General features: G+C 65.6%; 10 protein-coding genes and 1 tRNA gene. 4 read left to right on the forward strand and 7 right to left on the reverse strand.

Going from position 1 to position 12,759, the window contains the following annotated elements; genetic code table 11:
• Window positions 1-139 precede the first annotated feature (139 nt).
• The 5 genes from ACFPO9_RS02485 to ACFPO9_RS02505 form a co-directional block, all read right to left on the reverse strand.
• Window positions 140-763, reverse strand: coding sequence for a PEP-CTERM sorting domain-containing protein (locus ACFPO9_RS02485; RefSeq protein WP_379766544.1), 624 nt, complete (start codon window positions 761-763; stop codon window positions 140-142).
• 132 nt (window positions 764-895) lie between these two features.
• The gene (locus ACFPO9_RS02490) at window positions 896-3,133 is read right to left on the reverse strand and encodes a penicillin acylase family protein (RefSeq protein ID WP_379766547.1); all 2,238 of its coding nucleotides are present in this window, start codon (window positions 3,131-3,133) and stop codon (window positions 896-898) included.
• Between the two features lie 26 nt (window positions 3,134-3,159).
• Window positions 3,160-3,945, reverse strand: coding sequence for a hypothetical protein (locus tag ACFPO9_RS02495; protein WP_379766550.1), 786 nt, complete (start codon window positions 3,943-3,945; stop codon window positions 3,160-3,162).
• 90 nt (window positions 3,946-4,035) lie between these two features.
• Window positions 4,036-4,120 (reverse strand) — tRNA-Leu (locus tag ACFPO9_RS02500).
• Between the two features lie 55 nt (window positions 4,121-4,175).
• Window positions 4,176-7,706, reverse strand: a complete 3,531-nt coding sequence (locus tag ACFPO9_RS02505) for an indolepyruvate ferredoxin oxidoreductase family protein (RefSeq protein ID WP_379766553.1) — start codon at window positions 7,704-7,706, stop codon at window positions 4,176-4,178.
• A 120-nt stretch (window positions 7,707-7,826) separates the two neighbouring features.
• Here ACFPO9_RS02505 and ACFPO9_RS02510 point away from each other — a divergent pair, with 120 nt between their 5' ends.
• The 3 genes from ACFPO9_RS02510 to ACFPO9_RS02520 all read left to right on the forward strand — a co-directional run bounded on the left by ACFPO9_RS02510 (window position 7,827) and on the right by ACFPO9_RS02520 (window position 10,773).
• Window positions 7,827-8,294, forward strand: a complete 468-nt coding sequence (locus ACFPO9_RS02510; RefSeq protein ID WP_379766556.1) for an Lrp/AsnC family transcriptional regulator — start codon at window positions 7,827-7,829, stop codon at window positions 8,292-8,294.
• 80 nt (window positions 8,295-8,374) lie between these two features.
• The gene (locus ACFPO9_RS02515; protein ID WP_379766559.1) at window positions 8,375-9,820 is read left to right on the forward strand and encodes an NAD-dependent succinate-semialdehyde dehydrogenase; all 1,446 of its coding nucleotides are present in this window, start codon (window positions 8,375-8,377) and stop codon (window positions 9,818-9,820) included.
• Window positions 9,821-10,221: 401 nt separating this feature from the next.
• Window positions 10,222-10,773, forward strand: coding sequence for a hypothetical protein (locus tag ACFPO9_RS02520; protein ID WP_379766562.1), 552 nt, complete (start codon window positions 10,222-10,224; stop codon window positions 10,771-10,773).
• Window positions 10,774-10,776: 3 nt separating this feature from the next.
• Here ACFPO9_RS02520 and ACFPO9_RS02525 read toward each other — a convergent pair whose 3' ends face one another.
• Window positions 10,777-10,971 (reverse strand): hypothetical protein, encoded by a 195-nt coding sequence (locus tag ACFPO9_RS02525; protein WP_379766565.1) that lies wholly within the window; start codon window positions 10,969-10,971, stop codon window positions 10,777-10,779.
• A gap of 355 nt (window positions 10,972-11,326) precedes the next feature.
• Between ACFPO9_RS02525 and ACFPO9_RS02530 the strand changes: the two genes are divergently transcribed.
• Window positions 11,327-12,010 (forward strand): SOS response-associated peptidase, encoded by a 684-nt coding sequence (locus ACFPO9_RS02530; RefSeq protein ID WP_379766568.1) that lies wholly within the window; start codon window positions 11,327-11,329, stop codon window positions 12,008-12,010.
• 59 nt (window positions 12,011-12,069) lie between these two features.
• Here ACFPO9_RS02530 and ACFPO9_RS02535 read toward each other — a convergent pair.
• Window positions 12,070-12,759 (reverse strand): choice-of-anchor Q domain-containing protein (locus tag ACFPO9_RS02535; protein ID WP_379766571.1); only part of this gene is annotated, 690 nt, incomplete at its 5' end.

The following is a 12,759-nucleotide window of genomic DNA, read 5'->3' on the forward strand; positions in this document are numbered from 1 at the left end:
CCTTCCGCCTGAGTCCGCTGGACTTGTTAACTTGCAAAATTATAGCAAGCGGGACCCGCAATGGAAAACCGCCCGGACCGATCATCGGCGTCCGGGCGGCTTGTCACCCTTGCGGCCTGGCGCCGCTCGCTCGGTACAGCTAGCCGCGGCGGCGGCTCACCAGGCCGACGAAGCCCAGCCCGGCCAGCAGCATGCCGTAGGTGGCCGGTTCCGGCACGGCCAGCACGACGTTGTTGGCGGTCGGCCAATAGCCGGCGCCGCCATCGGTGGCAAGCGTGACGGCCACCAGCGGCGAGGTCGAGACGAAACCGAGAAAGTCGGTGGTGGCGGGGCCGCCCAGGCCATAGCTCAGCGCGGTGCCGTCGATCGCGGTCAGGATCAGGTTGCCGGTGGTGTACTGGCCGAGTACATCGGAGGTGAAGAAATTGCCGCCGAACGCGGTCACCCCGCTGCCGAAGCCCGAGAACACGATGGGCGCGATCGCGGTGTTGTTCGACAGCCAGTAATCGCCGCCGGTGCCGCCGGCGCCCCACAGGCCGGTGGCGGAATACACGTTGTAGGTGTAGGCGCCGGCGTTGCGGGTCAAGGTTTCGCCGTAGGGCGCGAGGCTCAGGTCGTCGTAGGTATCGGTGCCCGGCGCCTGGACGGCGGCCAGCCAGTCGGCCTGGCTGGTGTAGACGGTGATGTCGGCCTGGGCGGCGGCGCTTGCGCAGAGCAGCGCCGCGGCGCAGAAGAGCTTGCCGAGTGAGGGTTTGCTAGCCATGTTTGCACTCCTGATAAGATCGATCGGAGGATCAGTAGATATCAGAAATGCAAGTGTTGCAATCGAGCCAACAGGGGTTTTGCGCGCACTTTGCGATGCATAAAAGTGCGTGCAGGGACGGCGCAGACCGCGTCACTGTCCAGGGTGGTATTTGCGCTCGAGTTGTTTCTCGATGTCATCTTTATAGAAGAGCACGTCCTTGAACTGGCCGCGGCTGTACATCTCGGCCTGGTCCATGAAATGCGGCGACTTCGGATCCCCGCTCTCGCCGCCGGCCAGGATGCTCTTCGCCCGCACGCGCGGCCCGAACTCCACCGCGGCCACGAAGCTGTTGCCGCGGTCGCCGTAGATGCGCTTGGTGGTCTGCTTCGCCGTCATGCCGAAGGACGCCAGCGAACCCCAGTTGGCCGAGGTGAAACCCACCGGAATGCTGGGCTTGCTGTCGTCGTAGTGCAGCTCGACCTCGCCGCTGGGGCGCTGGAAGCGGTTGATTTCGCCCCAGGGCGTCTTCCAGCTGCCGAAGTCGGCCTGCAGCTTGTCCGAGGCCCTAGCCAGCGCGTCCAGGCGCTCCGCGGCGCCCAGGCGGTCCTGGATGAAGTCGACCACCGGCATCTGCTGGGCGCGGGCGCGGTTGGCGGCCTCCTTCACCATCTCCTGGCCCCAGTAGACGGCCAGCGAAGTCGGCACGGAGTCCACGGCCCAGCGCAGGTCCCAGCCTCGCAAGCTTGCCACCTGCTCCGCCAGGCGCGTCTTCAGGGCGTCGCCCTGGGGCAGCACGTCCCAGTCCTTCAGCAGGGCCGGCAGCAGCGGTTCGAAAGCCGTCAGGTAAGGATCGTAGGCCTTGCCGATCAGGCCCTCCAGACTCAGGTCCTGCGCATCGTGCAGCACCCGCTCGGCGTGGATGCCGCGCGCGTTCTGCGGCAGCGACCACATGTATTTCGGATAGGCCGCGCAATCCGGGCTGCTGGCGCCGAAGCCGGTGCAGGGCCAGTTGTTGGTGTTCGAGATATAGCCACTCTTCGGGTTGAAGACGGTGATCGTTTCTTTCACTTCATGCAGGCCCTGCCACTCGGTGGCCGGGTCGCTGCCGTCGACCGGATGGGTCCAGTCGAAGCGCGGGTCGCGGCGCGGCACGAAATTGCCGTGGAAGTAGGCGATATTGCCGTCGGCATCCGCGTACACGGTGTTGTTCGAGGAGTTGGTGCGCAGGTCCATCACCTTCAGGAAGGCCGCGTAGTCGCGCGCCCTGGTGCGGCCCCAGGATTGCTCGAGCGCGTGCACCGGGTCGTCCATCATTTTCACCGCCACCCACTTGCCGCCCTCTTCCCGGATCACCGGACCGTGGTGCGTGAACCAGGCGGTGACGCTGCGGCTGGCCATGCCGTCCGCGGTCCTGTAGGGCAGCACGATGGTCTTGCTGCGCATCGCGCGTTCGCCGCCGCCGTACTTGTAGAAGAAGCTGCCGCCGCGCTCGACCACGGTTTCGAGGTATTCGTCGATGACGTCGCCGCCGCCCGAGGTATGCATCCAGCCGAGGCGCTCGTTGAAGCCCTGGTAGATGAAGAACTGGCCCCAGGTGACGGCGCCGTAGGCGTTCAGGCCCTCGTCGCTGACCATGTGCACTTCCGGGCGGAAGTAGAAGGAGGTATGCGGATTGATCATCAGCAGCGCGTGCTTGCCGGCCGTGCGCCAGGGTGCGATGGCGAAGCCGTTGGAGCCTTGCGGCTCCTTGTCGAAGCCTGTGCCCAGGTCGGCCATGGCGAGCGCCGGCGCCGGGACCTTGCCATAAAAGGCTTCCAGCTGCTTCAGGTTGATCGACTCGATGTCGCCGCCGATGCTGCCCTCGCTGAAACTGAGGGCCATCCAGGGTTCGAAGCGGGTCAGCAGCTTGGGCTTGACTTGCGGATGGCTGGCCAGGTACCAGTTCATGCCGTCGGCCCAGGCCTTCATCAGCTTCTGCAGCCAGGCCGGGCTCGCCGCATACTTGGCCTGCATGTCGGCCGGGTCGATGTAGAGCTTCATGCGCAGGTCGCGCCAGATCTCCTTTTCGCCCTCGACCTCGGCCAGGCGCCCCATCGCGTTGATGTAATTGAGTTCGACCCGGTTGAAGTCGTCCTCCGCCTGGGCGAACACCATGCCGAACACCGCGTCCGCGTCGGTCTTCCCGAACACGTGCGGAATGCCCCACTTGTCGCGCAGGATCGTCACGCGCTGCGCCGCTTTCTTCAGGCGCGCCAGTTCGGCGCCCGAAAAGCTGCGCGCGGACTGGGCTGCGGCTTTCGGCGCCGCGCCTGCCGCAAAAGCGGGCGGCAGCGCGGCCATCACGGCCAGGCTCAATACGGACGAAGCGATCAGGCGTGAAGTCGGCATCGGGTCTCCTGGATTTATCGTTTGTTTTATTCCGCGCCGAGCAGGACCAGCTTCTGCTTCAGCACATCGTTCTCGCCGATCAGGGTGGCGAGGCGGTCCTTCAGCTCGGCCACCTGGGCCTTGAGGGCCTTGATGTGGTCTTCGGGGGTCTCGAACTGGGCTTCCTTCTTCGGCTTGGCGGCGCTCTTCTGCTCGCGCACCTGGCGCGCGGCCTGCTGCAGCTCCTTCTTGCCGCCGGCGACCGCCGCCACCTGGGCTTCCTTCGGCAGCGAAGCGACGTTGGCGGCGGAACTGATCGAGATGGCGCCGCTGCGCACCGCGTCCACCAGCTCCGGTGCGGCCGTCTTCTGGATGCGTTCGATCTGGCTGATGGTGTTGGCCGAGACGCGGGCCGCGCGCGCCACTTCCTGGCGCGTGTTCCAGGGCGGGGCGAAAGGCACCGCCTGGTCGGCTTCGGTCTGCAGCTCGTCGTCGGTTTTCTGGACCACGCGCGCGGCCAGGATTTCCTTCTTGCGCAGGGCCATCAGGCCGCGCTGGAAATCGGTGACGCTGCGGCGCGCCAGCTGGTTATCGATCATCCACAGCTTGACGTCTTCGATCGAGTCGAAACTGTCGTTCTGGACGGTCCGGAAGGGGATGTCGTGCTGGCTGCAGATGGCGTAGCGGTTATGGCCGTCGATCAGGACGTCGCGCCACAGGATCAGGGCTTCGCGGCAGCCTTCGGTGAGCAGGCTGCGTTCCAGGGCTTCATGTTCGGCGGGCGTGAGGGGGTCGACGTAAGTACGGAGTTCGTCGTTAATCGTGATGTTCAATTCGGGTCCTTGCACTTCGATTGCTGTGTGTAGCGTTTGCTTTGCGCATGCTACACCATGCAGGGACTCAACTGAAGCTTGAAGATGAGGTGGTGCGGGCAGCCGGAATCGAACCGGCACGCCTCGCGGCGGCAGATTTTAAGTCTGATGCGTCTACCAGTTCCGCCATGCCCGCGCCGGGCGGGATTGTACTACGCCCGGCTTCCATGGTGTTAGTTTCGCATCAGGCCTCAGGCCCGGCGCTTCAGCTCCACCACCACCCCATCGCGGTAACGCGCTTCGAGCGCCGCCCATTCTCCCTGCGCCTTGTCCATGGCCGCCTGCTTGATATGGCCATAGCCGCGCACCTGCTCCGGCAGCTGCGCCAGCTTCAGCGCCGCCTCCTTGTTGTCCACGCGCAGGCCGGTCGACAGGCCGCGCGCGAAGGCCAGGTAGCGGTCGCGCAGCGCGCGCTCTTCCTTGCGCTCGCGGGTCCAGCCGAAGGGGTCCAGCATCGTGCCGCGCAGGCCCTTGAAGCGGGCCAGCACGCCGAACACCGGCATCATCCAGCCGCCCAGCGCGATTTTCGCCGGCACGTCGGAACCCGGCTTCTTGCGCGCGAACAGCGGCGGCGCCAGGTGGAAGCCCAGCTTGTAGTCGCCGTCGAACTGGGCGGCGATCTGTTCACGGAAAGCCGGGTCGGCATGCAGGCGCGCGACTTCGTACTCGTCCTTGTAGGCCATGACCTTGAACAGGTTGCGCGCCACCGCCTTGGCCACCTGCTTGCGCGAGCCGCCGCCTTCGAGGGCCAGCTCGCGCTGCTCGACCGCGGCCACCGCCTGCGCGTACTGCCGGGCGTAGGCGGCGTCCTGGTAGCGCGTCAGCCAGTCGACGCGGAAGGCGACCAGCTCTTCCAGGGACTTCGGCGCCGCGAACTGGATCACCTGGGCCGGCTGCCCCATGCCGTCGAGCTTCGCGCGGTCGGCGGCCAGCAGGCGCCCCAGCGTGAAGGCACGCTTGTTCATGTCGACCGCCACGCCATTCAGTTCGATCGCCCGCATCAGGGCCGGCAGGCCGACCGGCACCAGCCCCTGCTGCCAGGCATAGCCCATCAGCAGGATGTTGCTGCCGATCGGGTCGCCGAGGAAGCGCGCGGCCGTCGCCTGTGCGTTCAGGCGCAGCAGGTTCGCCTCGCCGGCCGCGGCGCCGAGCTTGCCCAGCAAGCCTTCGCGGTCGACCTGGGCGTCGCGGTCGCGGGTGAAATCGGCGGTGGGGATCTCGTGTTCGTTGGCGACCACCCTGGTGTGATCGCGGCGGATGACGGCCAGGCCGTCCGGCATGCCGGCCACCACCAGGTCGCAGGCGAAAACGGCGTCGGCCTGGCGCAGGTCGATGCGGACCTGGTGCAGGCGCTCGGGCGAGCTCGCGACCCGCACGTGCGAGAGCACCGCGCCGCCCTTCTGCGCAAAGCCCATGAAGTCCAGCGTCGACGCGCCCTTGCCTTCCAGGTGCGCGGCCATCGTGATCAGCGCGCCCACCGTGACGACGCCGGTGCCGCCCACGCCGGCCACCAGGATCTCGAAGGGTTTCGCCAGCGCCGGCTGGCTTGGCGCCGGATAGCTGTCCAGCGCACGCTCCAGGTCGGCCAGGGATATCTGGACGGCGGCCGGCTTGCGCAGCGTGCCGCCCAGCACCGAGACGAAGCTCGGGCAGAACCCCTCCACGCAGCTGTAATCCTTGTTGCAGGAAGACTGCTCGATCTGGCGCTTGCGGCCCAGCTCCGTCTCCAGCGGCAGGATGGACAGGCAGTTCGACTGCACGCCGCAATCGCCGCAGCCTTCGCACACGGCCGGGTTGATGAGCATGCGGCGCGCCGGGTCCGGGAACACGATCTTGTCCGGCTTGTTCTTCTTGCGGCGGCGACGCTTCTCGGCGGCGCAGGTCTGGTCGTACACCAGCACCGTCACGCCGGGAATCTCGCGCAACTGGCGCTGGATCGCATCGAGCTCGCCCCGGTGATGCACGCTCACGCCTTCCGGCAGGGCCACGCCTTCGTAATTGTCCGGGTAGTCGGTGACCACCACGGCCTTTTTGACGCCTTCGCTGAGCACCTGCTGCAGGATCTGCGGCACGGACAAGGTGCCGTCCACCGGCTGGCCGCCGGTCATCGCCACCGCGTCGTTGTACAGGACTTTATAAGTGATGTTGGTGCCGGCCGCCACGCTCTGGCGGATCGCCAGCGAGCCGGAATGGTAGAAGGTGCCGTCACCCAGGTTCTGGAAGATGTGCGGTTCATTCACGAAAGGCGAGGTGCCGGCCCAGCTGACGCCCTCCCCGCCCATCTGCGACAGATAATAGGTGTCCCGCTGCATCCAGGTGGCCATGAAGTGGCAACCGATGCCGGCCAGCGCGCGGCTGCCTTCGGGCACGCGGGTCGAGGTATTGTGCGGGCAGCCCGAGCAGAAATACGGTGTGCGGCGCGCGCCGTCCGCGGCATTGAAAGGCAGTTCGGCGGCGCAGAATTCGGGAAGGAAACGATGCAGCTCCAAGGCCGGGAAGCGGGCGCCCAGCCACTGCACCAGCACCGGCGCAATGCGCGAAGGCCGCAGCTCGCCCAGCGCCGACAGCAGCGGCGATCCATCGACGGCGGTCTTGCCGATCACGGCGGGGCGCTGCTCGGGCGCCAGGTTGTAGAACAGGTTCTTGACCTGCTGCTCGATCACCGGGCCCTTCTCTTCGACCACCAGAATCTCTTCCAGCCCCTGCGCGAAGGCCGACAGGCGGCTCGCTTCCAGCGGGTAGGTCAGGCCGGGCTTGTACAGGCGCACGCCCAGTTCCTGCAGGCGTTCGACGGAAATCTGCATGCGCTCCAGCGCTTCGATCAGGTCGAGGTAGGCCTTGCCGGCGCCGATGATGCCGATGCGCGCGTCCGGCGCTGGCACCACCAGGCGGTCGATCGAGTTGGCGCGCGCAAAGGCCTGCACCGCCTCCAGCTTGGCCGCCACGCGCTGCTCCAGCGCCAGGCCCGGCAAGTCCGGCCAGCGGTTGTGCAGGCCGCCGGCCGGCGGCGTGTAATCGGTGGGTGTGGCAAAGCTGGGCATGGCCGGCAGTTCGACCACCGCGCCGCCCTCCACCGTTTCGGAGATCGCCTTGAATCCGCACCAGGCGCCCGTGAAGCGCGACAGCGCCCAGCCGTACAGGCCGAATTCCAGGTACTCCTGGATGTTGGCCGGATTAATCACCGGCATGCCCCAGGCGATCAGCGCCTGCTCGCTCTGGTGCGGCATCGACGAGGACACGCAACCGTGGTCGTCGCCGAGGATGGCCAGCACGCCGCCGTGCGGCGAGGAGCCATACACGTGGCCGTGCTTGAGGGCGTCGCCGGCACGGTCCACGCCCGGCCCTTTGCCGTACCACATCGCGAACACGCCATCGACCTTGCGGGTCGGATTGGCTTCGACCTGCTGCGAGCCCATCACGGCCGTGGCGCCCAGTTCTTCGTTGATCGCCGGGAGGAATTCGATGCGGCGCTCGGCCAGCAGCTTTTTCGCGCGCCACAGTTCCTGGTCGACGGCGCCCAGCGGCGAACCGCGGTAGCCGCTGACGAAGCCTGCGGTGTCCAGCCCCTGCGCTTCGTCGAGCTGCTTTTGCATGCACAGCAGGCGCACCAGGGCCTGGGTGCCGGTCAGGAACACCCGGCCCTGCGTGCGGGTCAGGTTGTCGTCGAGTGCGTAGCCGGGGTCTGCCAGCCCGAGCTGCGCGGGATTCGTCATGTCGTTCATTTTTTTATAGTTCTGGGTAAATGATGAGACAGGATAGGCCGCCGGGCGCGAAAGATTTCTTCTATCTTTGCAATTTTGGGCCTTAGAATTGCAAGAACTTGTCTATTTCCGGTCAAAATCATGAAAAATCATTCGCTAGATGCAGCATCCATGAAAATTCTCGCCGAGCTGCAGAAGGACGGCAGGATCTCCTCGAACGAGCTGGCGGAAAAGATCGGCATGTCGGCCAGTCCCTGCTGGCGGCGCCAGAAGGAGCTGGAGGACAATGGCTACATCGTACGCTACACCGCGCTGGTCGACCGCCGCAAGCTGGGGCTGGCGGTGGTGTGCCTGCTGCACGTCTCGCTGCTGCGGCATGCGGAAGGCGTGGTCGAGCAGTTCGAGCAGGCCATGCGGCTGCGGCCGGAAGTCGTCGAGTGCTACGAGACCACCGGCAGCTCGGATTACCTGGTCAAGGTGGTGGTGGCCGACATGGACGCCTACCACGACTTCCTGCACAACGTGCTGGTGAAGCTGCACGGCGTCTCGCAGGTGAACACCAGCGTGGCGCTGCGTGAGGTGAAGTACGAAACCGCTTTGCCGCTGTAGCCGTGCAAGGAATGCCGGACAATGCGATCATGGCGGTCTTGGCATTCATCTCGCCGCCACATCAACAGGAACCGACACCCATGACGACAAGCAGCTATCCCGATACCCGCCTCCTGATCGCCAACGAATGGTCCGACGCCGCGAGCGGCAAGACCATCCCGGTCGTCAACCCGGCCACCGGACAGGCCATCGGCACCGTGGCCCACGCCGGCATCGCCGACCTGGACCGCGCCCTCGCCGCTGCGCAGAAGGGCTTCGAGACCTGGCGCGCCGTCCCCGCCTATGAACGCGCCGCGACGATGCGCCGCGCCGCCACCCTGCTGCGCGAACGCGCCGGCGACATCGCCCGCCTGCTGACCCAGGAACAGGGCAAGCCGCTGGCGGAAGCGAAGATGGAAGCCATGGCCGGCGCCGAGATCATCGACTGGTTCGCGGCCGAGGGCATGCGCGTGTACGGCCGCATCGTCCCGGCGCGCAACCCGGCCGCGCAGCAGCTGGTGCTGAAGGAGCCGGTCGGTCCGGTCGCCGCTTTCACGCCCTGGAACTTCCCGATCAACCAGATCGTCCGCAAGCTGTCGGCCGCGCTGGCCACCGGCTGCTCCTTCCTGTGCAAGGCGCCGGAAGAGACCCCGGCCTCGCCGGCCGCCCTGCTGCAGTGCTTCGTCGACGCCGGCGTGCCTCCGGGCGTGGTCGGCCTGGTGTTCGGCGACCCGGCCGAAATCTCCGGCTACCTTATTTCCCATCCCATCATCCGCAAGGTCACCTTCACCGGCTCGACCCCGGTCGGCAAGCAGCTCGCCGCGCTGGCCGGCGCGCATATGAAACGGGCGACCATGGAGCTGGGCGGCCATGCGCCGGTCATCATCGCCGAAGATGCGGACGTGGCGCTGGCGGTCAAGGCGGCCGGCGCCGCCAAATTCCGCAATGCCGGCCAGGTCTGCATCTCGCCGACCCGCTTCCTGGTCCACAATGCGGTCAAGGCGGAGTTCACGCGCGCGCTGGTGGCGCATGCCGAAAGCCTGAAGCTGGGCGACGGCCTGCAGGAAGGGATCACGCTGGGGCCGCTGGCCAATGCGCGCCGCGTGACGGCGATGGCCAAGGTGGTCGAAGATGCGCAGGCCAGGGGCGCGGTGCTGGCGACCGGCGGCAAGCGCGTGGGCGAAGCCGGCAACTTCTTTGCCCCGACCATCCTGGCCGACGTGCCGCTCGAAGCCAGCGTGTTCAACGACGAGCCTTTCGGCCCGGTCGCCGCGATCCGCGGTTTCGACAGCCTGGTCGATGCGATCGAGGAAGCGAACCGCCTGCCCTACGGCCTGGCCGGCTATGCCTTCACGCGCTCGATCAAGAACGCACAGCTGCTGATGAACCGCGTGGAAGTCGGCATGCTGTGGATTAACCAGCCGGCCACGCCGAGCGCCGAACTGCCTTTCGGCGGCATCAAGGATTCCGGCTACGGTTCCGAAGGCGGCCCCGAGGCGCTCGAGGCCTACCTGAACACCAAGGCGGTGTCGATGGTCGGGGTGTAAGAAGCTGCGCGTCAACTCTTGGGCGGCCATTGCTTGATGATGGCCGCCAGTGCGATCAGCACCAGCGCGGCATAATGATTGGCCTCCAATATGGCCAGGAATTCGGTAACTATCTGTAGCTTATCCATAACGGTCCTCCTCACTTCGTCACAATGAAACCCACTATCGGGCTGCTTTGCCTGGAAAGCCGCGCCCGGCTTGCCTTGCATTCGGTTGGACTGTCGAGGCTGGATGAAGTTGCTGGAGAAACCTTGATCTACTGACCCTAATCAACTGAGAGCAAGGGCATAGGCGCCAGATAGCTTCGGATAGAACGGCGAGCATGCGCGGGCAGGTGAGCGCCATCAAACCTGCCGATGATGCAAACCAGTAATGTCGAGTCAGTCATTACCGGAATGCTCATGGAAAGTGTGATCGTCTACACAGGCAAGGATTTGCGGCGGATGCGCGAGGAAGGCGGATGCGGCCACTGGACCGCCAGCCCGATCCGCGTGGAGGCGGCCCAGTACCTCGTTTGCGTCAGGAATCGCCGCGAGCAGTGGGCCGCGATGGATTTCGAGCACGGCGTCGCGTTTTTGATCGCGCGAATCAGGCGTACGAAGCCGTCGCCGCATGCGGCAAGGATCACGATTGAATTCGAGACCTATGCGATGGTCCACATCCCTGGCGCGTGGCAATTGCTCGCCAACAGCCAGCGCTTCCCGGTGGCTTACCTGGAGACGGCGGAACTGTTCCGCCGCCTGGACCTGGATCCGGAGGCGCTGAACTGGCAGCAGCTCACGCCCCCCGCCGGGCCGCCGCACGTGGCGGAAAAAGCGGCCTCTTACGCTGCGGCGGACGCAGGCGAAGGCAGAGGCGGCAACTTTACTGATGCGATCGCGGAAGCCAAGCGCAAGCTTGCCGAGTCCCTAGGCATAGCTTCCGAGAAGATCGAGATAACGATACGCCTGTAGGACTCAGGTCGCGGCAAACGTCCGCACCACAAACCTGATCAACTGGGCAATCAGCTGCCCGCCAAACACCGCCAGCACGGCAAACGCGAGGATCTGGCAGACCCGCAGCGCCAGCTCATGGCCGCGCCAGCGGCTACCGAAGCGCAGCGGGCGGTGGAAACTAGCCGGCAGGTGCACATGTGCGAAACGAAGCTTCATGATTGTCTCCATTTGTAGCAATGTTGTGAGTACAGCATACGCCTGCATCGGCCCGCCTGCAAATGCACGAGCGGCCGTCCAGGCGCGGCGCATAAAAAATGCCGCTGTCGCGCATGGCGACAGCGGCAAACACTCAGAGGATCACTGAGATGGAGACACAAAGAAACGGAGAGACTACCTGACGAAACATGACAGGAAGTTGGGCCGCCTTTGGGCTTCACAAGGGTCGGGATGGGTTAGCAAATGCCCGTCGTGACGTCAGCGGAATCGCACATCCACCTTGCAATGCCGGCGCGCCGCCCTGCTGCCGGGCTAACGGACGACCGCTTTGCCGCGACTGCGGTAGGATCGAGCCATGTGTGGACGATTTGACCAAAGCCAGACCGCGCGCCATTACGCCAATGCCTTCGGCTGGGCCGACGCGGTGTTCGACAGCGAATCCGCGCCGACGACCAACGCCGCGCCCGGCACCTATCGTCCGGTGCTGCACATGGAAGACGGCGAGCACCACGTCGACGACGTGTTCTGGAGCTACCGCCCCCGTTGGGCAGAGGGCAAGATCCCGGTCGCCATCAATGCCCGCCTCGAAAAGCTGAGCGGCAGCTACTGGTCGCGCCTGCTCAAGAACGGGCGCGGCATCGTGCCCGCCGAGGGCTGGTACGAATGGACCGGCGAGAAAGGCCACAAGCAGCCCTGGCACATCCACCGCAAGGACCACGCTCCCCTCTTCCTGCTGGCGCTGGCGAACTTCGGCCCCTTCGAGGAAAACCGCGCAGAAGCCGGCTTCGTGCTGGTCACCGACGATGCCCACGGCGGCATGCTCGATATCCACGACCGCCGCCCGGTGGTCCTCAGCAAGGAAGATGCCGAGCTGTGGATGTCGCCGAACCTCAGTCCGCAGCAGGCGCTCGAGCTGGCGCGCCATGCAGCCGTGCCGCCCGAGGACTTCGACTGGTACAAGGTCAGCACCAAGGTCAACAACGCCAGCGCGGGCGGACCGCAGATCGCCCGGCCCATCGCCGGCGAGGACGAGGACTGAAAAAGCCCGCACGCCTTGCGGGATGCGGGCTTTGACTGGTGCCATCCAGCGCTTGGCGATCAGTGCTGGTAGGCGCCGATGTCGTAACCGGTCGAAGCGTTACGTGGCTTGCCGTCCAGGTCGGTCGGGTAGGCGTTGGTCGCGGTGCCGCGGCCGATCGCCGGCGAGCTGCTGGTCAGGTGGAAGTCCGGGGTGGCCGCGGTCTTCGAATAGGCCTTGAACAGCGGGTTCGAGCTGATGGTGCCGGTGTCCTTCAAACCGTTGCGCAGAGAAATGTTGTAGGTCGGGTTCTGGAACACCAGGTTGTTGACATACTTGTTGGCGGTGCCGGTCTTGCCCTGCTCCGAGATGCCGTACTTGTTGTCGTAAATGATGTTGTTGGCGACATAGACATTGTTGGCGCCGGCCGTCGTGTAATAGAAGTCGCCGCCGCCCACCACCATGCCGAAGTTCGAGCTGGTCACGGTGTTGTTGGTGATGACCACGTCGGTGGCGTCGTGCCACAGGTGGATGCCGACCGCGCCCACGCGATAGACCAGGTTGTTCTTGATGCTGCCCGAGGTGCTGACGTAGATACCCTGGACATAGGTGCAGCCGGCCGGGCCGATGTCATTGACGACGTTGCCGACGATGTCCGACTTCACGCCGTGGTAATAGCTGTCCACGCCGATGGCCGAACCGCCGGCGCTGGTGCAGGCCACGCTGCGGGCCAGGTGGTGGATGTGGTTATCCTGGATCATGCCGTAGGA

This window comes from Massilia aerilata, assembly GCF_042656905.1.
In the GTDB taxonomy this organism is placed as follows: Bacteria; Pseudomonadota; Gammaproteobacteria; order Burkholderiales; family Burkholderiaceae_D; genus Telluria; species Telluria aerilata.